The following is a 21,518-nucleotide window of genomic DNA, read 5'->3' as shown; positions in this document are numbered from 1 at the left end:
CCGCCGCCTCATTCTATTTTGTTTCGATTGCTTTCGAGCGGGGATTTATAGGTATGCAGCTCTTTATTTTAAATATCCCCTTTTCACTGTCCGGTTCAATAAATACCAGTCCACCCATTCCCTCGATCGTTTCTCTTATGATTTGCAACCCAAAACCATGATAATCCTTGTCTTTCTTTGTAGTCTTCGGTTCACCGCCCGCAATTAACAGCTCTCCGTCAAAGGAATTGGTTACCTCAATGATTGTCCAATCCTGAGTGCTGTTGCTTGTCACCTCAATAAAACGTTCGGAGCCGGATACCTTACTACAGGCTTCTATGGCATTGTTAATGATATTGGAAAAAACACGGACAATATCCAGCTCTTTCATTGACACGGATTCAGGAAGATGTGCATGTGCCTGGAAACGGATATTCTTTTCTTCACAGACACCAGCAGCATCCTGCAATATGGCATCCAGGACAATATTGTCGGAATAGTCTTTGTGAATCTGCACGCTCCGCTGCATCGTATCGTGAATATCATCCAGCATCCTGATTGCCTTTTTATATTCCTGGCGGCGCATTAAGGTTTTTAAAGAAGCCATCAACTTTTCATAATCATGACGAAAGGCCCGATAGCTTTCTGTATATTTACGATAGGATTGGTAGTGACGCATTTGACGGGATAGCTGTTCTTGTAATTGATGAGTAAATAATTCGTATTCAAACAATTCTGATATCCTTGATGCATGATTCAGGATAACCAGCAGCCACAGATTACTTATGATGCAGGAGCCCATATAGAGAGAAGAATACCAATATTGCCTGACATCATCATAGTAACGTCCATCATTAATAAGTGTGAGAAACAACCATTGAAAAAACAGATAAATGACAACAAATTTCAGCTGGCCTTGATTGTTCATTAAATACTTGGCCTTTTGTTTAGGAATGAAGACATCGCGTATAATCAAAAAATATAAAATTGCAAGAAGTACTGCTAATACAGAAATCATATCATAATACTGTTGAAGAACACTTTTAATGCTTATATGCAAAACAATAGAATAGATTGAAAAGATAATTCCCCGGCTGGAATACAAGGAAAACGTATAAATACTGCCTGCATAAAGAGTTTGAGCTGCGGTTCCACTGAATAATAATCGGAAAGATATCATAAATGATACAAACACCAAATATACAGCGAACCTTGAATCCAACCGTGTATAGGCAGCTGCCGTTGTAATGGCATTTATAGCAATTGCAATAATATAATAAATCCAATGATCCCTTTTCACCTGAAACAGCTTTTTAAAACGCAGAAGAGTAAATGTATCATATGTAATCAGCGAAACAAGACTTATCATGATATTCTCCTAACCACTATCGTGAATGTTGGTACGGCTGATATAATCGACAAAAATCTGTTTCATCTGCTTGATATAAGTTGCACCGATCGGAATCTTTTCACCAGTTTTCAAAATCAAGATATTCTGTTCAAATTGCAGAATGTAGGACATGTTTACAATATAGGAACGGTGAATGCGAACGAACCCTCTATGGAGTAACTGATTCTCTATCTGCTCCATTGTTGCATAAAATTGAAAGACTTCCCCTCCATTATAGTGAACAGCTATAATTCGTTTCCAGATCTCAAAAAAGGAGATTTCCCTGAACGGAATTACTTTTCTAATATTATTCTTCCCTGTCTCACAAAGGAACATATCATTTTCTTTTTTTGAGGCCAAAGTAATCGCCCTGTTAAATACTTCCTCAAATTTAGCAGTAGTAATTTTTGACTTTATTAAATATTGGACAGGAGAAATATCATAAGCATCGAAAACATAATCTTCACTTATAGTCAAAAAGATAATTTCTGAACTGCAGCCAAGTTCCCGAAGCCTCTTCGCTGTGTCCAGACCATTCAGCTTGTTCATCAATATATCCAGGTAGATGATGTCTGCCTGGTTTGGTGAATCAGCTAAAAAAAACAAAAGTTCTTCTCCGCTTTTGAAATAGGAAATGGTGATTTCCACCTTGTTTTTCTTTGCAGCCTTTTTAATCAACCCGGCATATTGAGCTCGTGCTTCCAGATCATCATCACACAAAAATATCTTCAACATGACTGTTCACCAACCTTTCTCCAAGGTAATCTATCTCATCAAAGCCTTAATCCTATGTATTGGCTCTGCACCTTACTCTTCCCCCGGTTTCATGAAAATGCATTAATAGTATAACACTCTGTAATTATTTTTTCAATTATATAATATACTCCTTTGTTGGTATTATATAAGGAATTTCATTGTTGGTATTATATAATATATTCCTTAAAAACTCGTAAAAGAAACGTATAAATGATTGACTTTAGAGTATCTGTTTATCATACAAACATATTATAATACGCGTACGAAAATCAAATCATGGTCAGATTATGAAGGCGAGCAGATACAAGTAATAGCAGAAGATGGAACAGTATATCTTACCAGTTCTTTTAAATGTGATTTAATAAAGAGTATTAAATAAAAAAGTGGCCTCAGAAATAAAACTTTTCTGGGGCCTTTATTCAGCCATGAAGCACATGCTGCCAGAGCTTCGATTTCTTATCCTTCGTTAATTGTCTTAATTGGGAGGAGCATCATCCCTCTTATATCTCTACATAGCACGCTTTCAATGAAATCCCTCCGTCCTACTACATGAAATCCTTGAACGCCTGCCAGAGAAAACACCTTTTTATCTCCGATTTTGGAAACATCTATGACTGCCTTTTTAATCACATTGCGATCCGTATTGAACTTGCTTTGTTCGGTCAGGCAATCCACTTTATGTAACTCTGGACAGAAGTACAATTCTGCAAGTTCATTGAACGTATCCATCAAAACAATTTCCGTAAAAACGGTGTCAGGTTCATATAATGCAATAACACTTTGAATTTTCTCCGATACCAGCAAGAAAGGTTGGAATAGAATATCATTAAACGTCGTATAGGAGTTTCCATGAAAAAACAGTAATTCACGCCCCGGAAGTTTATGCTCCCGCTCCTGTTTTATATCCCAGATATCAAACCGGCTTTCTGCAATAGGTATATCTGTGTCAGCCATAATTAAAAAATATTCCATCCTCTTCACCGCCTATTATTATATATTTATGGTTCAGGTACATAATCTTTTCTGTTATATAAGTTGTTCTCAAATATTTCCGCAAGAGCTTTCGTTGAAAGTTCATTCCCATCATTAGAAGCTATCTGATAATGATACATCGCTTTCTCTATATCTTGTTTAACGCCCCAACCATTTAGGTATAGATCGCCCAAATGCTTGTGCGAAGTTGAGCAGCTGTTTTCAATGGCCTTTTGGAAGTATTCATTTGCTGTCTGATAGTTCTGGATAACCCCCGATCCTGTTTTATACATCCAGCCTAAATTATTTAAAGCACTGCCATTGTTATTTCCTGCTGCCTCTGTAAGGTATATGAAAGCTTTTTGATAATCCCTTTCGACGCCTTTCCCATTGAGATACATTGATCCCAGCCTCGCCTGAGCATCATCTTTGCCTTGTTCCGCTGATTTTTCATACCATTTACGTGCTATTTTATAGTTCTTATTAATAATAACGCCATAATAATAAAAGTTACCGATTAAATATTGAGCGTCAACGTTTCCTTCATAGGCAGCCCTTAAATACCATTTGAATGCGTCATGTAAGTGTTCATCAAAATACAATTCATATAAACCGGTGATTTCCTGGCAAACCTCTTTTAGTATATCCTTGGTACTATCAGACATTTTACTAGCCTCCAAATGTATCGTATTATAGTTTCATACAGGCAAACCTGGTACTTTCTTCTACTGCCCTGGCCCCGGCCTTACAGCGAAACGTTCAGGGCAGATAGAACATTTATCAGTCCAAAAGCAGAACATTGACTTTGTCTCTGTTATCATTAGAAATGAGTGTTTTAAAAACCTTTTTCTCAGAACTGGACATGGAATGTACATCCTCACCTGGCAGCCGTATTACGCGAATAATTGATTCTTCTTCGTTTTTGGCTCCACTTATTCTGTTCAGGCTCCAATAGATGGATTGAAGTTCATCAAAATCAGCCTCTCCTGCTATCTCCACATCATACGGATAATTCCTGGTCTGATTATGTTTTATGGCATAGACTGCAAGCGCTTCGCTAAAATTATCCTCGCCCTCTATGAGCGTATAATCATCAGAAATATCAAGCAAACCGGCAATATAATCGATGTGATCAAAAAGGGCCGTATGCGCAGCTTCCATGGCTTCTGCAACATCAAAATTGCCTTCATAAGCGAGAACCAGTATGACCGGTTGAAGTAAGCCATTGCTGCGGCATGTTTTGGCTGATATGCTTTTCCTGATCTTTTCATGCTTTTGCTTGAACCCGCTTCCTATTATTCTTTTTAATACGAGCCATTATCATATTCACAGGCTATTTTGATATATCCTCCTTAATCGTTAGATACCGGATGACTGCCCGAATTTCTCCCCTTTCAGCTGCATCAATGATAAAGCCTGGAAATTCACTTTTTCTATTATTAATATTTTTCATCTAAAAAGTCTTTTAGAATGTTCCAAAACACGAGTTTATTGTCCTAAATTTAATATCCTTTAAAGGATAACCTTTTGCTGGTGCATTGATTGGTGCATAAGTTGGAGAGCGAAAATGAAAAGTGCAAGAAAAGCGAACGGTCATTAGATGTGCGAGTATAACTGGATCATGGCACAAAATAATAAAGCCTCCCTGCCGGTTTCCAGGAATCCGGCAGGGAGGCTTTAGCTTTATTGTCTCATGATTTTCTGTTTTTAGGCCAACGGAGTGTAAAGCCGTCAGCCTTTGTTTTGGCTGCATTTGATCGCATCAATAGCAAGAACTACCATAAGTGCCAAAAGACTGTCCTGTCCGTCGGTCACGTCGATCAAGTAGGTATCAGTAAAATGAAAAAGCTGCTTTTCAATCCGGGCCACAACACTGCCGGTCTGGGAAAGAATACGGTAATCCCATTCCAGGAAGCTGCCTTCCACATGCCACCCATTGCAGTCAACGGAAAAAGAGGGTTTGAAAAAAGTAAAATCCTTGGTGATGGTTCCCGCCGTTTGTCCGCCGATCTGGATGTCAAACCGGGGCAGAAAGGTCAGCACCTGCTCTCTTAAGGTGGCAAGGTGATTATCGTTGTTGTCATAAATTTCCAGCTTGTGGCCCCAGGCGGGCCTTCCACAGACTGTATATATGGTAGCTCCATTTTCATCATAGATGTCGTAGCTGTCAAACCAGGAAAAAAATCGCTGTTTAAACATTAGCTTCATGATATTTTTCTATCTCCTTTTTCTTATTTATCCATTATCTGCCCGCACCATTCCTTTAGCATGCATTCCCCGCACTTTGCCTTCCTTGCCGTGCAGATTGCCCTGCCATGATAAATCAGCTGAAAATTGATCCTATTCCAGTGGTCTTTTGGCAGTATCCGTTGCAATTCCACTTCCACCTCCGCCGGATTTTTCCCGGAGGCCCAGCCCATACGCCTGGCAATGCGAAATACATGGGTATCCACAGTGACCCCAGGGATTCCGTAAGCATCTGCCAGAAATAAGGTGGCGGTTTTTCTGCCCACTCCTGCCAGATTTAAGACCCCTTCTATATTCTTTGGGACCTCGCCCCCATATTCCTCTGCGATCTGACTGCAGCATTTTTTTAAATTCTTGGCTTTATTTTTATAAAGCCCAATGGATCGTATGGAATCCTCGATTTCTTCCAGCGGCGCTTCTGCCATCTGCTCCACGGTCTGATAACGCCAAAACAGCTGGGGAAGCACCTCTTCCACTTGTTTGTCTGTGCTTTGGGCGCTGAGCATGATAGCCGCCAGTAGCTGCCATGGCTGCTGATGGTAGAACCCCTCCTTTGTCACACCGTAAATCTGGTCCAATTTTTCAAGTATATAACTGACATCTTTCTTTTTCATACGTATTTCCCAACCTTCCGTCACTGTATAATATCTGCTTTCCTTTTCAGGTTCGGCTGTTGTTTCTCCTCTTGTCAATCTCCTCCGGCTCAAACAGCCGAATGATCCCATATTCCCCATCATATCCGGGACTGCACTGAACCTTACCCTCTCTTAACCGCCTGATTCCCTCTGATATCATATTGCCGGAAGCATGCCTGATATCCTCCAAAGGCAGCTCCCGAAGGATATGAAATTCCGGTCCTAAATCCCTTATCATGGATTCATACTGGTTTTGGACTTTCTTACTTGCGGTTGTAAATCCGATAGAAGCCGCGATCACTTCAGTAAGAGGAACCAGATTCTCAAACGGCCTCCCGCCGGGAAGAACAAATCCTTCCCTGCGGTCAGCCAGCTGTTCGATCCGGTGGGACACGCCTGTGGTCAGCTTTCGGCCGCATACCGGGCACTTGCCGGAATATTGTTTCGCTTCTGACGGAGAGAGGCATAGATTGCATTTTCGGTGGCCATCATAATGATATTTTCCCTCTTCCGGAAAAAACTCTACGGTTCCCTCTAATCCCTCTCCCTTTTGTATGGCATTCCAAAGCCCGGTATAGGACAAGTCCATATCCAGAAGATTGGCTTCCCTGCCAAGCTTTGAGGGAGAGTGGGCATCAGAGTTAGAAACAAGCTGAAAACGGTCCAGAGACGACAAACGCCATATCATAGATGGATCGGAAGAAAGTCCTGTCTCCAATGCATGCACATAGGGAGTTAAATCCTCAAAGCATTCCTCGATCGTATCAAAACCGGAGAATGCCCCAAACAACGAAAAATGCGGCGTCCAGATATGTGCCGGGATATAGATAGCCCTGGGGCATAATTCCAGTGTTATTTCCAGAAGGTCATGACAATCCAGTCCCAATATGGGCCTGCCATCTGAATGAAGGTTCCCAATAGTCTCCAGCTTTTTTGAAATCAGCTCTGCCTCCTCAATACCCGGAAGCAAAATGACGCTGTGAACCTTTCTTACTTTCCCGTTTTTCTTATAGATGGAGCTGATCTCTCCGGAGACCACGAACCGGGGAGTCATGGCTTCTGACATAGCTCCCTTGTCTATACGGTATTCTTCTTTTAATATGTAAAGCCCTTCCTCTGCAGGAATCAGCTTTTCCTTTAATTCCTCACGCCATGCCTGGTGGGTAAAATCACCGGTCCCCAGAATGCCGATCCCTTTGCGCCTCGCCCATAAATCCAAATATTCCAGAGAACAATCCTTACTGGTCGCTCTGGAATAATGGGAATGGATGTGTAAATCTGCTATATACATAAATTTCACCTGCTTTTGTCGATTTATGTTTTATTATAGCTTTGTTTTCTAAGGGTTGCAAGGATCGGGTCCTTCCTTTTATCGGCATATTTCTCATAAATTCCCATGGTCAGCTCTGCCATGTCCCTTCTGAATTCCGCCGGTTCCGTAAGTTCAATCTGATCACCCATACTTAACAGCCAGCTAAAAAGATTCTCCTTGCTGGAAAAATCAAACTCAAATAATAGCTTTCCATCCTCCCGTTCCTTAAAACTGTTCATTCCATACTCCTCGATCAGATGCCATTTTATCTCCGGTTCACAAACCGCAGTGATATGGAATTGATTGGGATACGGATTTTCCGGAAAGTACTCAATGGGAGGTAAGGGACGCTTTTCATAATGGTCCCCGGTGTCTGAAAGCTCCTGGATCCGGTTTAGCTTGAACATGCGGAAATCTTTCCTGTCCCTGCAAAATCCCCACACATACCAGGAGGACCACTGGAATACCAAAAGATAAGGGTCAATGGTTCTCTCTGTTTCACCACTTGGAGCATAATAACAGAATTTCACCGAATGGCCTGCTTCAATGGCTTTCTGGATCAGATCGATTTTAGGGGACAGGGAGGATTTATACCAGGAGGAGAGGTTGATCATGATGTGGCTTTCCGGAACCTGCACCGATGCCTGGTCTGATGACAGTTTTTTCATGAGCTGCTGGTACCGGTTCGTCCCTGCCACGCTGTCTAAGCTTCTAAGTCCGGTCAGTATGGACTGCATTTCAAAGGAGGTCAGCACGGTCCGGTCGATCCGGTAGGCCGGCATGATAGATATTCCCCCGTTCTGCCCCTGTGAAGTGGCAATGGGAATACCTGCCCTTAACAGGGCCTCCACATCCCTGTTTATGGTCCTTCTTGAAACCTCAAAGATTTCTGCGAGATAAGAGGCCGTTACCTTTTCCTCTTGAAGCAGGATAGATAAAATTCCAATAAGTCTGTCAATCTTCATAGGCGTTCCTTTCTTTGATGTCCTTATTATATCACGGCAAAAGGTCTCAGAAAAGACCGTTCTTTCTATCTTCACTCATTGACTCCCTTTTCCATTTATGCTAGGATGTGCCTAATAATCAAGAAAGAAAGGACCTGTTAAATGAATTTAATGAACTTAATGCAGTTAAAGGAATCCTGGGCTGTTTTTAAAGATAACCACCCCAAATTTCCCCTGTTCTTAAAAGCAGCCTTAAAAAGCTCCCTGAAAGAAGGAAGCGTGGTGGAAATCCATATTACGCCGCCGGAAGGAAAAACCCTTACCACTAATTTAAAGCTCAAGGCTTCTGATCTGGAGCTGTTTGAACAATGGAAAGACTCCTTAAAATAAATTGGCACTTTTCAGGACTTGCTGAGTAGTAATTGAAAGTACTTTGATCGCCTACGTGTTTTAAAGGCATAAAATAAAGGAATTAGCTTTTGCTAATTCCTTTATTGATTATTCTTATGTTAACTATTCTTTCATTGTGCAGGTCATGTTTTTCCTAAGTCAACGGCAGATTCCAATCCAGCAGATAGGGATTGTCATTCCTTGTTTTGATATCTTCATAGATTTCCCGCCGGGCATCTCCGCTTTCATAAGACCAAAATTCATACCCTCTTAAGTAACTGTCCATCATCTCATCCCATGATGAAAACCTTTTTTGAATTATCTGTGCTATTTCAAGTGACTTATCCATTGCTTCCTGCTCCGTATAAAACCCGGCAATATAATACCAGCCGCACAAGGATACTGCGCGACTGTAATCCCAGCCGTCGATGGCCCCTGCTCCGTAATTTACGTAGTTATCATACGCGTTCACAAGATAATAAGCTTCCTCTTCGTCACCCACAACTTCACTAAGATATTTGGCCAGTTCCTCCCGTTCCAGTCCCGAAACATCGTCCTCTTCCATCACCTGCATCAGCGATGCATAGTCGGTCCGGTGCCCTGTGTCAAGCAGCCAGTTTAAGGTTTCGTCCGCGCTGGCCCTGTCCGTCACATCCCACCATTCCTCCAATGACGCAAGCTCAAGCCGTTTATTGAATTCATTCGCTTTCATGCCTCCCAGGAGCGTATAATCTCCACCGTTAAGCTCTGTTAAAACAGCATAAGTACCATTGACCCAGAGAATTTCCGGTTGTACTTTTTTCTGCTGCACACAGCCGGCACTTCCACATAAGATGAGTCCTATGATACAAAGAAGAAATGTATATTTAATAGATTTTTGTTTGTTCATGTCTTGTTTTATCTCGCGCCTTCCTTCTATTGAGGTCCTACGTACTCAGCGCTGCCAAGTCCCAGTATTGGGAAAAATATCAATGGCAGCAGCACTAAGCCAACTGCAAAACCGCCGCTTCTTCCAAATGCTTTAGAAAGCTTAACGCAATAAATGATATATATAACAAACGAAGCCAAACCTGCAAGGCTGCTTAAGATGCTGCTATCTAAAAATCCTCCAAAAAAAGAAACTCCCCCTGTTATCAGAACCGCAATAAAATAGCTTAAATTTCCAAATGCGATATCAGACATTATGTAAAAATTATAAAATGGAATCAATGACGCCCAGCCCGGCTTACCGGCTTTCGAAAAAATCTTCCAATTAGAAACTAAAAGTAAAATACATACAATTAAAAGAAATACAAAAAGTAAAATACCAAATCCAGCTAAAACAGCATATAAATCATTATTCACGCTCAATTCCTCCATATGTTTTAAATTATTAAGTACCAATTATACCTGTCCCCACCTCAGCGGATTTAATCTGACGCCGCAAAAAGAGGTGTGTTCTCTAAATTACTCATAAACTCGTACATTCTACCTTTCTCCTTTTCTCTTGTTCTTCCATATTTTACCACATTGACAAATATTCATCAATGTCGTACGGAACAAGAAATTCATTGTTGGGAACATGAGACAGCATTTTCTTGTTGTATTTACCAAATTATGGTACAATGAACAAATAAGTGCAATAACCCGGAAGCTTTGTCCAAGCCTTTCTCACCACAAGGGCGAATATAACAAGCAGGAGGAATAAAAACAGCATGAAAAAGATGATAAAATTATTTGCAGTCGCATCGCTTCTATCCATATCCATAGCATCGACCGCCCATGCAGGAACCTGGAAGCAGGACAGCCATGGCTGGTGGTGGCAGGACGGAGATAAGTCCTATCCCGCTTCGGCCTGGAAATGGATCGACTCTGACGGGGATGGAATGGCAGAATGTTACTATTTTGATGAAAATGGTTATCTACTGACCGGGACCACTGCCCCCGACGGCAGCACGGTCAATGAATCCGGCGCATGGACCGATCAGGGCATTGTCCGCCAAAAGGCCGCTAATCCTGCTGCCGCGCGGATCACAAACCAGAAGGGGATGGAGCTTTACCAGGAAGCAGACCAGAAGAGTTCCGGTCTGCCCGGCCTGGATATCACTGCAGACATCCAGATGAATCTTACTTATGACTGGCTGGATATCCCGGTCTCCATGAATATGCAGCTTAAATATCATGACCTAAATACTCCAAACATGGAATTTCTTTCCCTGACTACTATGGATATGCTGGGGATAAGTACGTCAGAGACTTCCTTCTACACCAGGGGCTGCTATTATCTGGATGCGGGAATGTATGATAAATACAAAATGAACATCGGATATGAAGATATGACAAGAAATATCACTTTGGGAGGACTGACCGGACAGTTTGGGGCATTCCTGGATAACGTACAAATTGCAGACGGTGACGCCGGTAATAAAATCCTTATGTACTCCAGCAAAGCGGAAGGCCTTGAAACATATCTCACCAATTTCTACGATGAGATTTGGCCGACTCTTTCTGATTCCAATTATAAGATCGACCGGATTGACGGGAAAGCAGTCATAAGCCCGGAAGGCTATTTTTCCAAAGAATCCATTTCCATTTACATGACCATCACCGAAGAGGAAGAGTCTTTGGGCATGCTCATGAATATGAATCTGGATTATAATAATCCTGGGAAAGCCGTTTCCATTGAATTTCCTTCCACAGAAGGATATGAAGAAGTCATTTACTAATAAAACAATAGGAGGGAATACCGTTGACGGCTCCCTCCTTTTCTTTTCTTAATTCCTTAAACCAATATAAATATGGACCAGTGCATCTTCCATGTCCCCGTTCTGATATTCTTCAAAATCGCACACAAAAGCTCTTGGCAGATCCAACTTCCAAAGCTCCTGCCAGAATTTTGCTACTGCCACTATCATGTTTCCCCTAACAACAAACTTGGCATACGTTCCTGACGGAATGGTCCTTGCCACCGTACCTTCCGGGAACTCATCCGCTGCTTCAACTTCACAGGCCACTATGACACTGTAATCATCTAATTCATTTTCTACATAATCCGTATAGATCCCCAGGGCTTTATCATTGCTCTTATTTTTAATAGCGGAATAAATCCCCTTCCCGTAAAAGCTTTCCCAAAGACCGCCGATCACATTTCCCATGTCCGGTGATGCATTGTTTGTCCGGGCCATCAGCCCCACTACTTTTTTTTCCTTAAGCTCAACCCTCTCAAAGTCCATTTATCTTACCTCTTTTCCTCTTTCCTGCCTGTTTTGCAGCATAATAGGATATCTGTCAGGCAATTCTTTCTATGGTAAGAGGATGATAGCATACCGAATATGACATCTATATGTCACAATTCATTTGTTCCTGATTATTTTTCATGAAACCCTCTGTTTTTCTGTCTGCTTTGTAAAAGTAGATCAGGGTGAAGACCAGAATAATTGGGAACAGGACAGCCCCTAATATTCCGATTTTTAAGTTGTTCCCAAAAAACCCGGATACAATACCCACAAAGGTAGGCCCGCCGGAACAGCCCAGGTCCCCTGCCAGAGCCAGAAATGCGAACATTGCGGTCCCTCCTCCCCGTATGGAGGCAGAAGCCATGCTAAAGGAACCGGGCCACATGATTCCTACAGACAGACCGCACAAGCCGCAGCCCAAAAGGCCCAGCGCAGGATAGGGGGAAAGAGAGATCAGAAAATAAGAACCTATACATAGGATTCCGCTTGCAATCATCATCTTTTTTAAATTCACCTTTTCTCCGTACTTTCCATAGAGAGCCCTGGAAATTCCCATCATTGTAGCAAAAAGCATGGGACCAGCTAAATCTCCTATAGCCTTACTCACTCCAAGTCCCTTCTCTGCAAAAGCGGATGCCCACTGGCTTACCGCCTGTTCGCTGGCTCCGGCACATACCATTAAAAGCATAAATACCCAGAATATCCGTTTTCTAATGAGTCCCTTTAAGGAAAGGCCTTCTTCCTCTTCCACAAGCGGCGCAATGGGTACCTTAAAAAATAAAAACATGTTGACAAAAGGAATCAGTGCCCAGAAAAGTGCCAGAAGCCTCCAGTTTTTTAGCCCGGCAATACTGAAAAATATGGTGGACACCAGGACTACTCCCACATGCCCCCAGCAATAAAAGGAATGAAGCATGCTCATGGCCTTTTCCTTATTATCCGTGGGACAGGCTTCTACAATGGGGCTGACCAGAACCTCCAAAAGGCCGCCTCCCGCTGCGTAGATGACCACTGCTGCAAAAAGACCGATCCAGGCCTCCGAAAACAATCCGGGCAGAATGGTTAAGGACACCAGACCTATTGCTGACAATATATGAGCCGTTATCATGGAAGCCCGGTAACCGACCCGGTCGACGATTCCCGCAGACAGTAAATCCACGATCAGCTGAATTCCAAAATTAAAAGTCACAAGCATGGTAATCCTGGTTAAGGAAATGCCATACTCTGACTGTAACGTAAGAAATAAAAGAGGTACAAAATTGTTAATGATCGCCTGCACGATATAGCTCATGAAACAGGCATGGACGGTTTTGGTATAATCTTTATTCATTGAGAATCACCTGCTATTCATTTTTTTGTATTATACCGCATTTTTTATTCGAAATCTTGTAATTTACCGCCAGTTTATGATACAATCTAGCCAATCAGCCAGATAAAGCCAAAGGAGAACGCTCTATGCAAAGCACAAAAATACTCACCGATGAATCCATGATGGAGCTTGTCTCCCACGGCTCCTCCACCTTTCCATTTCAATATTATTATGAAGATGTAGGAAAATTCGATAATAAGTGCATTGACTGGCACTGGCATAGGGAATTTGAACTGGTGTCTGTTACAGAAGGAATCCTGCAGTGTTCCATCGGCAATATCAATTACATACTGGAGGCTGGAGATGGGATTTTCATCAATTCCGGAGTCATTCACCGTTTTCTTTCTGCCGGGACCGCAGTTATCCCAAACGTTTTGTTTGCATCCGATTTCATAGCTCCTGAAAACAGTTCTATATATAATAAATACATGCTTCCTTTTCTCACTTCGGGTATTTCCCATGTTGTCCTGAAAAGAAGTACCTCCTGGCAGAAAGACATTCTTTCTTCTCTTTCAAGACTATATGATATATGCGAAAATCCCGGTCCGTCCTGGGAGCTGGAGGCCCACATCATCATCTGCATGGTTTGGTCCGGCTTATTTGAACACAGGCTGGAATTTGCAACCATGGAAAATACGGGGGTAAGCAGGATTTCCCAGGCCCGGTTTAAAGGAATGACCTGTTTTATTGAAGAAAACTACTGGAAAAAGATTACACTGAAAGAAATCGCCGCATCCGTAGGGGTAAGCAAGCGGGAAGCCCTCCGCTGCTTTCAATGTTCCGTTCCCTTGTCGCCTATAGAATACTTAAATAAATACCGACTCCATCAGGCATGGAAACTGCTCCTTCAAACGGACCGCTCCATAACAGACATTGCGGAGCATACCGGATTTGAAAGTACCAGCTATTTTGACCGTTTGTTTAAAAGAGAATTTCATATAACACCCAGGAAGCACCGGAACAGTGGGAAAAACTCATAAACATCACTCATGTAACTCCTTTACTCCCCTTTTTCTGTGAGTTATAATGAAAAAAAACCAAGCAAACAAAAGGAGGAGTACAATGGGAGAATTATCTAACCTTCCTAATATCGGAAAAGAAGTAGAACGGCAGCTAAATGAAACCGGAATCTTTACTTATGAAGAATTAAAGGCAACAGGCACAGAAAAGACCTGGCTGAAGATCCAGGCCATGGACCCTTCCGCCTGCATCCATCGTTTGTATGCTCTGGAAGGGGCCATTCAGGGAATAAAAAAAATACTCCTGCCTCAGGTGAGGAAAGAGGAATTAAAGGTATTTTATAATTCTCATAAATTATAGATAGGCAAGGCCTGCCTCCTCCGCTTAACCAGAAGCCAGACCAAGCCCCATAAACCAGAAAATAAAGAATACCAAAAAATACGCGAGAACCGCCAAAAGGCAGATTTCACCTGCCAATCGGTATTTTATTAACCGAAAGCCTTTCATCCATTGATAGAAATAATAAAAAATCAAAACAATTCCCAAAGCTCCAATTATGATTGGCAGCAAGGCCATTAAAAGAAAGATAAGATTCATCGCATTACTCCTAAAAACCGTCCTGTCCTTATCTTCCCCTCTTTCTCCCCTCTTATAAGCAAAGGTTTGGCAGGAATTACTTTTTCACCTTAATTTAACCATACACACTTACTTGCTTCAGATTCCTTTGTTCAGGCAACTACGTTATTGACTTGACGCTGCCCCTTCCCAACCGTCTAAAGCTATATTGCAAAAAACCCGCTCCATACAAGAGGGCGGGTTTCACACTTTGCCTGACTGACAGCCTGATTCCAGTTATTCTGTTAAATTAATGGTGATTGCTTTTGGCCTTGTCATTGCTTCTATGGAATACCTTACTCCCTGGGTACCCATACCGGAAGCTTTTACTCCCAAAAATGGGAAGTGATCCGGGCCTCTTTCTGTTTTATTGTTAATCTGAACAGTTCCCACTTCTAACTTTTCAGCAATACGAAAGGCTTTATTAATATCTTTGGTAAATACGGAAGATTGTAAGCCATATTCTGAGCGGTTAGCAATCTCTACCGCTTCATCCATATCTTTAACCCGGATAATAGGAAGAATGGGTGAAAACGGTTCTTTCCATGCAATCTCCATATCCACGGTAACTTTATCCAGTAAAGTAGGATAGACTAAATTTCCTTCTCTCTTATTTCCTACAATAAGTTCTGCACCTTTTGCAATGGCATCCTGAATTAAGAATTCTGCAAAATCAGCAGATTTCTGATCGATCAGAGGAGTGACCACCACATTCTCCCTGGGATCTCCCACCGTTAGTTTTTCAATTCCTGTTTTCAGCATATCTACCAGCTGATCCGCTACCTTATCTGTGGTAATAATACGCTTCACTGCTGTACAGCGCTGGCCGGAATAAGAAAAAGCACCTTCTACAATATTACTTGCCGCATATTTTAAATCTGCATCTTCCAGTACAAGAGCCGCATCCTTGCCGCCTAGTTCCAGCAACAGAGGGGTCATGCAGGATATCTTAGATAAATGCCTGCCTACTTCCGTACTTCCTGTAAAATTAATAAAATTAATGTTTTCATGAGTTACGATATAGTCACCGATCTCACTGCCTTTTCCGGTAACTGTCTGCAGTACTCCCCCCGGCAGTCCGGCATCCTGCAATGCGTTTACAAGATGAAGGGCGCTGATGGCCCCCTGGGTCGCCGGTTTTAATATTACCGTATTGCCCCCCATCAGCGCCGGTGCAATCTTGGAGGCGGATAGATTAATGGGGTAATTAAAGGGTGATATGGCTAATACTGTACCTAGCGGAACCCTTCTAACATAGGATATTTTATTTCGGGAACCACCCGGAAAATTCTCCCCGCTTACTGCGATTCCTTCCAGACTTTTTCCTGCATCTGCCGTAAACCGGAGAAAATCTGCGGTCCGCTTCACTTCTGATACAGAAGATTTCCTGTCTTTTGCAATCTCCATCATCAGAATATCCGCTATCTCTTCCGCCCTTTCCTCCAAAAGCTCTGCAGCATTGTACAGGATCTGTGCCTTTTCAAATATCGGAACACCGGCCCACAAAGAAAGACCTTCTTTGGAATAACGGATGACCTCATCGACCTCTTCTCTGCTTACTGCCTGTATCTCACCGATAAAAGAACCGTCTGCAGGGGATGTTATGGTAATGACATTCCCTGATGCGGATTCCACCCACCTGCCATTGATTAAATTTCCATAAGTATGCTTTTCATTACATAATTCAGACATATTATCTTCTCCTTTCCATACCTTTGCAATTTCTATTTGTATGTAATATATCATGGAGACAAGAATCAAATGTCAATAACATTGGCTGCTTATCTGCTAAATAAAAACTTCATATAACGAATGAATACATAAACCACCAAACAGACTGCAATAACGGTTTCAGCAAGCACTATGACAGGTAAAAATCCTACGGCATATCCCATTTTTGACAGAAACGCTGTTGACATCTTCATTGCAATGGCACTGATCACCACCGGGAATGTAAAGGCTGCATAGCTTGGATAAAAAGGCAGTGCAAGAAACCTTGGCAGATAAACCAGCACAGTTATATATAATATTCCTGCCATTACCATGAGAAAGAAAACCATTGCCATGGATTTGGCTTCTACAGACTGAAGGTATCCAGCCAGGCACAGGCTCACCGGAGCCGTATAGATGCAAAAAAGCGGCCTTGCCGGTTCTGCAATTTCTTTGTATTTTACATACCGGGCCGTCACAAGGGCCAGTAAAATGAAACACCAGATCAGGCCAAACCAGAAAATGCCGGTTCCCAGTCCAGTGTGCCCAAATGCCGGAGCCGTAACACTGGCTGTCACAATTCCCACATACACGATGTAATAGCTGGCAAATACGGTTTTCATATTCAGCTTGTATAGAAAACGTGCCGTAAAATACAACATGAGCAGAACGTGCAGAGCAATTCCAAAATACCAGATATAGACCGCACTGCCTCCAATAAAAGGCTTTGCATAAACAGATAACAGAATTACTGCCATGGAAAAGGTCCCTGATACGCTTGCCATCACCGGATTTTTCATATCCTCTTTTACCATATCAAAATGAAACACGCATTTACACAAAAATAAAATCGCCAATACAGCGGAGAGGCTTCCGCATACCAGGCGGATGGATTCTGAATAGCTTTGAAGGAGATTTCCCAGGGCCGCAAACCCAAGGGAAAGCCCTGCCATGGGAATGGGAACCTTTTTAATCATGACATTCCTCCGCAGACCCTGTCTCATCGGTATTCGTAAGGCCGTATTCCCGAACCACGATCTCAGCCACTTTTTTAGCTACCATTCCTGTGAAACGGATGCACTGTTCCTTGTGCTCTCCTTTTCCCATATCAAACTCTTTGGTCAGGATCCGGCAGCATAGTGCATTCTTCCCGTTGCTTTCCTTAAACCAGTCGTGTAGCTCCTTTGACACTTCTAAGTTCTTTTCTACCTTGGGATCTCCCTGCTTTGTCCGCCCAAAGAATATGCCAAGAGCCATTACTCCGCCGGAAACCGCCCCGCACAGACACTTGGATCGACCGATTCCAACAGGGAAGCCGGATGCCATGGCTATGATTTCCTCCGGTAAATCCAGTTCAAAGTTAGATCTCATGGAACTTACGACTGCCTCTGAGCAAAAAAATCCTCCCCGAAACAGAGCTTCCGCATCATCTCCGATCTTCTTCACACTAACCGCCTGTTTCACATTCATCTCTTGTATCCTCCTGCATGTATATTGATACTTATATTCTATTAAGATTTAAGGCTTACGTCCAATTCATAAACTCTATAAATAAGCCGTACTTATAGAAACTATCTATCAACATACTCGAAGCTTACATGGTCACTTGTTAAATCAAATATCAGTTCCTCCTCTTTATACAGCAAAAACCTTGCCAGCAATAAATGCTCCTCTTTTATAAAACGCACCATATTTCCCATATCCGGAGCCAAAAGCCTGTGGGAAAACCCTGGTTTCTTTATCCTGTTCCGGTTTGTTAAAAATATTTTAAATGTGTATTGGCCCTGCTTTAATATGACCGCAGTTTCCCTTTTGCATACCATCTTGACTCCCAGATAGGTGGCAAAGCGGTATTCCTGTCCTTTATACTGGATGACACAGATACAGCCCTGAAAGCTGTGTCCGATAAAAGGAATGTGGGCAATGGAAACCATGACTGATGCCTCCTGTGAAAACCGGTTGCACTGAAGCCATAAATAGTCCCTTGGAAAGGATCTTCCCCTGTCTCCCTCTATATATCCCTTTTCCCCGTCAAAATCCAGGACCTTTCCATTGACGGTAAGGCTTCCTTTCAGGGAGTGGGACATGCTGATGATCTCATGCCTGCATTCCATAAAGGGAATCCATTGAAAGGGGCCCATGATGGTATATTCGATGGGACTTAAGGATCCGTAACGGATCATTCCCTGAATGGAAATATCCTTTGACTGGATATCCACCTTAACGCCGGTCAAGGAAAAGATATTATTTCCAAGAATGATCCTTTTGCTCTTTCTGTCAACCAGATAATCCTCCTCTTCAAAGTCCAGAGAATAAGAGTTTTCATTCCATATGATCTGCAAAAACGGGTGCTTCACTCCCTTTTCGTCTACACTATGGCCGGGAATAAAGGCTAAGACCGTATCTGCATTCTGATGTTTAAAATACCATCCCTCAAAAAACGCATGCCTTAACCTGACCATTCTGGTTTTTATGATTTTATTAAGATCTTTCATCTCCATGATGGATCTCGTCCCTTTCTTTCATCATTGCTGTTTCTAAACATAGGGTTTCCAAATATCAGGAAACATAGTCAGAAAAAGTATGTTTTATAATTTATGGAATTAAACAGAAAAAGGCCGTCCCTTTTTGGGACGAGCCTTCTTAAAATCCTCTTTATTCTAAACGCTGACTTTTACGTCATAAACGACCTTATCGATAAATACATGGACGTATTCCCTGCAAAACTGCGTACCGGCTCCCTTAACCAGCTCACTGATCGCATATTCCTTGGGTAATGCATGGCGGTAGCTTCTTTCACTGATCATAGCATCGTATGCATCTGCAATGGCAATGATCCTGGACTGGACCGGTATTTCATTCCCTTTAAGCCCCTTTGGATAGCCATTTCCATCCCACCGTTCATGGTGTGCCAGAACGTAACCCGCCATCTCTGACAGCTCATTGACCGAGCTTAAAATGCGGTATCCGATTTCCGGGTGCTTTTTAATTTCCACCCACTCCTGATCCACCAGCTTTCCATTTTTATTCAATATCCCTTCTTCAATTGCCACCTTGCCGATATCATGGAGCAATCCAACGGTCTTTAACTCTTTTACTTCATCTTCCTGCAGTCCGAGGGCTGTCCCCATCTTTTCGCACAGCTCTGACACGCGGAGGGAATGCTGTTCTTCCCTCGGATTTTTCTCATGAAGGGCCGCCATAACCGTATATATGGTCTTTCCCCTAATTCCCGCACTAATCAGCAGCTTTTTTTTATACATAAAATCCTCAGCTTTTCTGAGCACCTCCAGTATGGATTCTTCCTCCCTGTATTTTACACTGTATCCAAAGGAAACGGAAAGAGTGACCTTATTAACAGCTTCATGTTTTGTCCGTTCATTGATCCTGCCGATCAATTCTTTAATTTCCGCTGTATCGGTATTGGGAGACAGTATAATGAATTCATCACCTCCCAGACGGCTTATGATGTCTTTTTCCCTGAAGCCCTCTCTTAATACTTCGGCCACTTTTTGAATATAGATATCTCCCGCTGTGTGTCCAAAGGAATCGTTCATAAGCTTTAACCCATTGATATCAGCCATGGTAATAATTAACGGATAATAGATCCGGGAATTCAGCTGCAGCAGCTGTTCTTCAAAAAATCTTCTGTTGTATAATCCAGTCAGCTGGTCATGATAGCTTAAATAATGCAGCCGATCCTCCGCCTGTTTGCTTTTGGTAATATCATTTAAGATAATAGCCAGCTGGTTTTCCTTTGGCCGGGACGCCAGGACCTCGTAGTAATAATATGTATTCTTCTGAAACTGTTCGTAGCTGGTTGATTCTCCTGTTTTAATGGTCCGGATCAGCTTTTCCAAGTTTTCCGGTGCCATATCTTCATGTATTTGGAAAAAATATTTTCCTATTATCTCTTCTTTCTTTAATCCGGTCAGTATCTCATAGCTGTGATTAGAGTCCACCAGCCTGTACTTAAATAGATCTTCGCCGGAGGCCCCCTCATACAATGCCATGCCAAACTGCATCTGGTTTATGACAGCCTTATATTTCTCTTCGCTTACCCTTAACTTTTGGTCAGCCTGTTCCACCTTTCTTAAAAGATTGGAAATTAAATAGTAGAGAACAGAGGCGGTAAACAAAACATACACCATCCCCTTATAAGTATGAATCACCATCCTTACAGAAGGATTGTAAACGAGCCGGTTCACGATTCTGTCGGAAAAATAAATCCAGACAAAACCAAAAATCAAATACATGAAGCAGATTTTAATTCTTTCCTGTTTTAAAGGATCTTTTTTTCGCTTAAAATCACTCATTTTGCCCTTTAACCATTTAATCATACTACTCCCCCTTTAAATGGTATTATACACTATTTTAATTCCATAAGAAACATTTTACCAGTTTTTTCATCTTAATAATGACCATGCACAAGAAAAAAAGAAGGGTAAGCGGCACCCTCCTTTTTATAACTATAACAGTATTTTATTTACCAAATCGGCCTATTCATCTGCCTTTAATACTTTTACGATTTCTCCTATGATCGTATCGTGGTAATCCTTTTGCGGATAATTTTGCTTATCAATGGTTTGATCAAAAAAACCAGTGGGATCGATCCTCTGCTTATAAAGCTTGCGGCAGATAAGTACCAGTCTTGCTTCTGAAAAATAAGGTGCCTCTGCATCAAAGACAGGGGTAAGTCCAGTCTCTTTCTCCTTATCCACGTCACGTCCGGAATGGGCGCCGCAGTAATTTAAAGCGGTTCTGCAATTATCACCGAAAAAGCTAAGGGCGTAATACTCGCTCTGGTCAATAAATTCCAGGGTATATCTCTGGGGACGGAGCACAATGGTAGATACGCTCTTATTCCACATGATTCCAAGCCCTCCCCAGCTGGCTGTCATCATATTAAATTTTTCCTCGCTGCCGGCGGAAATCAGCATCCACTCTTTTCCTATCATTGTAAATGGGTCCATGGTTATTTGCTTTAAATCAACTGGTTTTAACATATTAATACCTCCATACTT

The 21,518-nt window shown here is 42.2% G+C and carries 23 protein-coding genes and 1 pseudogene; 4 read left to right on the top strand and 20 right to left on the bottom strand.

Features of this window, described 5'->3' with window-relative positions:
• Window positions 1-13: 13 nt before the first annotated feature.
• From BMX69_RS01380 to BMX69_RS01340, 9 genes and pseudogenes are all read right to left on the bottom strand, one after another.
• Window positions 14-1,348 (bottom strand): sensor histidine kinase, encoded by a 1,335-nt coding sequence (locus tag BMX69_RS01380; protein WP_100041339.1) that lies wholly within the window; start codon window positions 1,346-1,348, stop codon window positions 14-16.
• A gap of 9 nt (window positions 1,349-1,357) precedes the next feature.
• On the bottom strand, window positions 1,358-2,104 hold the full coding sequence (locus BMX69_RS01375) for a LytR/AlgR family response regulator transcription factor (protein ID WP_100041338.1): 747 nt from the start codon (window positions 2,102-2,104) through the stop codon (window positions 1,358-1,360).
• A gap of 477 nt (window positions 2,105-2,581) precedes the next feature.
• Window positions 2,582-3,097 carry a hypothetical protein gene (locus BMX69_RS01370; RefSeq protein WP_100041337.1) on the bottom strand — a complete coding sequence of 172 codons (516 nt, stop codon included), beginning with the start codon at window positions 3,095-3,097 and terminating at the stop codon, window positions 2,582-2,584.
• Window positions 3,098-3,123: 26 nt separating this feature from the next.
• Complete coding sequence (locus BMX69_RS01365; protein ID WP_054791424.1) at window positions 3,124-3,762, bottom strand: tetratricopeptide repeat protein; 639 nt, start codon at window positions 3,760-3,762, stop codon at window positions 3,124-3,126.
• A gap of 115 nt (window positions 3,763-3,877) precedes the next feature.
• The gene (locus BMX69_RS01360) at window positions 3,878-4,258 is read right to left on the bottom strand and encodes a hypothetical protein (RefSeq protein WP_054791423.1); all 381 of its coding nucleotides are present in this window, start codon (window positions 4,256-4,258) and stop codon (window positions 3,878-3,880) included.
• A 570-nt stretch (window positions 4,259-4,828) separates the two neighbouring features.
• The gene (locus BMX69_RS01355; protein WP_092240082.1) at window positions 4,829-5,305 is read right to left on the bottom strand and encodes an LURP-one-related/scramblase family protein; all 477 of its coding nucleotides are present in this window, start codon (window positions 5,303-5,305) and stop codon (window positions 4,829-4,831) included.
• Between the two features lie 23 nt (window positions 5,306-5,328).
• Window positions 5,329-5,958 (bottom strand): endonuclease III, encoded by a 630-nt coding sequence (gene nth / locus BMX69_RS01350; protein WP_100043739.1) that lies wholly within the window; start codon window positions 5,956-5,958, stop codon window positions 5,329-5,331.
• Window positions 5,959-6,031: 73 nt separating this feature from the next.
• Window positions 6,032-7,270 (bottom strand): annotated as a pseudogene (locus BMX69_RS01345) (endonuclease Q family protein); the annotation flags it as partial.
• A 23-nt stretch (window positions 7,271-7,293) separates the two neighbouring features.
• Window positions 7,294-8,256: a helix-turn-helix transcriptional regulator gene (locus BMX69_RS01340; RefSeq protein ID WP_100043738.1), complete on the bottom strand. Its 963-nt coding sequence runs from the start codon at window positions 8,254-8,256 to the stop codon at window positions 7,294-7,296.
• Between the two features lie 141 nt (window positions 8,257-8,397).
• On the opposite strand from BMX69_RS01340, the gene BMX69_RS01335 reads away from it, so the two are divergent.
• Window positions 8,398-8,625 (top strand): hypothetical protein, encoded by a 228-nt coding sequence (locus tag BMX69_RS01335; RefSeq protein ID WP_025231775.1) that lies wholly within the window; start codon window positions 8,398-8,400, stop codon window positions 8,623-8,625.
• A 154-nt stretch (window positions 8,626-8,779) separates the two neighbouring features.
• Here the strand turns inward: BMX69_RS01335 and BMX69_RS01330 are convergent, their stop codons facing one another.
• Both BMX69_RS01330 and BMX69_RS01325 read right to left on the bottom strand, forming a co-directional pair.
• Window positions 8,780-9,514, bottom strand: a complete 735-nt coding sequence (locus BMX69_RS01330; protein ID WP_100041335.1) for a DUF1266 domain-containing protein — start codon at window positions 9,512-9,514, stop codon at window positions 8,780-8,782.
• A 26-nt stretch (window positions 9,515-9,540) separates the two neighbouring features.
• Window positions 9,541-9,969 (bottom strand): DUF5684 domain-containing protein, encoded by a 429-nt coding sequence (locus BMX69_RS01325; RefSeq protein WP_100041334.1) that lies wholly within the window; start codon window positions 9,967-9,969, stop codon window positions 9,541-9,543.
• A 350-nt stretch (window positions 9,970-10,319) separates the two neighbouring features.
• Between BMX69_RS01325 and BMX69_RS01320 the strand changes: the two genes are divergently transcribed.
• The gene (locus BMX69_RS01320) at window positions 10,320-11,330 is read left to right on the top strand and encodes a hypothetical protein (protein ID WP_054791420.1); all 1,011 of its coding nucleotides are present in this window, start codon (window positions 10,320-10,322) and stop codon (window positions 11,328-11,330) included.
• A 48-nt stretch (window positions 11,331-11,378) separates the two neighbouring features.
• On the opposite strand, the gene BMX69_RS01315 is transcribed toward BMX69_RS01320, so the two are convergent.
• Window positions 11,379-11,837 carry a GyrI-like domain-containing protein gene (locus tag BMX69_RS01315; RefSeq protein WP_100041333.1) on the bottom strand — a complete coding sequence of 153 codons (459 nt, stop codon included), beginning with the start codon at window positions 11,835-11,837 and terminating at the stop codon, window positions 11,379-11,381.
• 106 nt (window positions 11,838-11,943) lie between these two features.
• Window positions 11,944-13,170: an MFS transporter gene (locus BMX69_RS01310; RefSeq protein ID WP_100041332.1), complete on the bottom strand. Its 1,227-nt coding sequence runs from the start codon at window positions 13,168-13,170 to the stop codon at window positions 11,944-11,946.
• Window positions 13,171-13,295: 125 nt separating this feature from the next.
• Here BMX69_RS01310 and BMX69_RS01305 point away from each other — a divergent pair, with 125 nt between their 5' ends.
• Window positions 13,296-14,189, top strand: a complete 894-nt coding sequence (locus BMX69_RS01305) for an AraC family transcriptional regulator (protein WP_054791418.1) — start codon at window positions 13,296-13,298, stop codon at window positions 14,187-14,189.
• A gap of 82 nt (window positions 14,190-14,271) precedes the next feature.
• A complete protein-coding gene (locus tag BMX69_RS01300) occupies window positions 14,272-14,529 on the top strand; it encodes a TfoX/Sxy family protein (RefSeq protein ID WP_100041331.1) in 258 nt (85 codons plus the stop codon).
• 24 nt (window positions 14,530-14,553) lie between these two features.
• Here the strand turns inward: BMX69_RS01300 and BMX69_RS01295 are convergent, their stop codons facing one another.
• From BMX69_RS01295 to BMX69_RS01265, 7 genes are all read right to left on the bottom strand, one after another.
• A complete protein-coding gene (locus BMX69_RS01295) occupies window positions 14,554-14,766 on the bottom strand; it encodes a hypothetical protein (RefSeq protein WP_100041330.1) in 213 nt (70 codons plus the stop codon).
• A gap of 255 nt (window positions 14,767-15,021) precedes the next feature.
• Window positions 15,022-16,476, bottom strand: a complete 1,455-nt coding sequence (locus BMX69_RS01290; RefSeq protein ID WP_100041329.1) for an NADP-dependent glyceraldehyde-3-phosphate dehydrogenase — start codon at window positions 16,474-16,476, stop codon at window positions 15,022-15,024.
• Window positions 16,477-16,565: 89 nt separating this feature from the next.
• Window positions 16,566-17,471, bottom strand: a complete 906-nt coding sequence (locus BMX69_RS01285) for a TDT family transporter (RefSeq protein ID WP_054791417.1) — start codon at window positions 17,469-17,471, stop codon at window positions 16,566-16,568.
• Window positions 17,464-17,964 carry a C-GCAxxG-C-C family protein gene (locus BMX69_RS01280; protein ID WP_054791416.1) on the bottom strand — a complete coding sequence of 167 codons (501 nt, stop codon included), beginning with the start codon at window positions 17,962-17,964 and terminating at the stop codon, window positions 17,464-17,466. The genes BMX69_RS01285 and BMX69_RS01280 overlap by 8 nt, the downstream gene beginning before the upstream one ends.
• Before the next feature lie 101 nt (window positions 17,965-18,065).
• Entirely contained in the window at window positions 18,066-18,995 is a 930-nt protein-coding gene (locus BMX69_RS01275; RefSeq protein ID WP_100041328.1) for a tocopherol cyclase family protein, read from the bottom strand.
• A gap of 159 nt (window positions 18,996-19,154) precedes the next feature.
• Window positions 19,155-20,834, bottom strand: a complete 1,680-nt coding sequence (locus BMX69_RS01270) for an HD domain-containing phosphohydrolase (RefSeq protein ID WP_100041327.1) — start codon at window positions 20,832-20,834, stop codon at window positions 19,155-19,157.
• Window positions 20,835-20,993: 159 nt separating this feature from the next.
• Window positions 20,994-21,500, bottom strand: a complete 507-nt coding sequence (locus tag BMX69_RS01265) for a flavin reductase family protein (RefSeq protein WP_100041326.1) — start codon at window positions 21,498-21,500, stop codon at window positions 20,994-20,996.
• Between the last annotated feature and the right edge of the window lie 18 nt (window positions 21,501-21,518).

It is taken from the genome of Lacrimispora sphenoides JCM 1415 (assembly GCF_900105615.1).
Taxonomy (GTDB): domain Bacteria; phylum Bacillota; class Clostridia; order Lachnospirales; family Lachnospiraceae; genus Lacrimispora; species Lacrimispora sphenoides.
The sequence above is the reverse complement of the archived record's forward strand: the minus strand, read 5'-3'. Positions and strand labels throughout refer to the sequence as shown.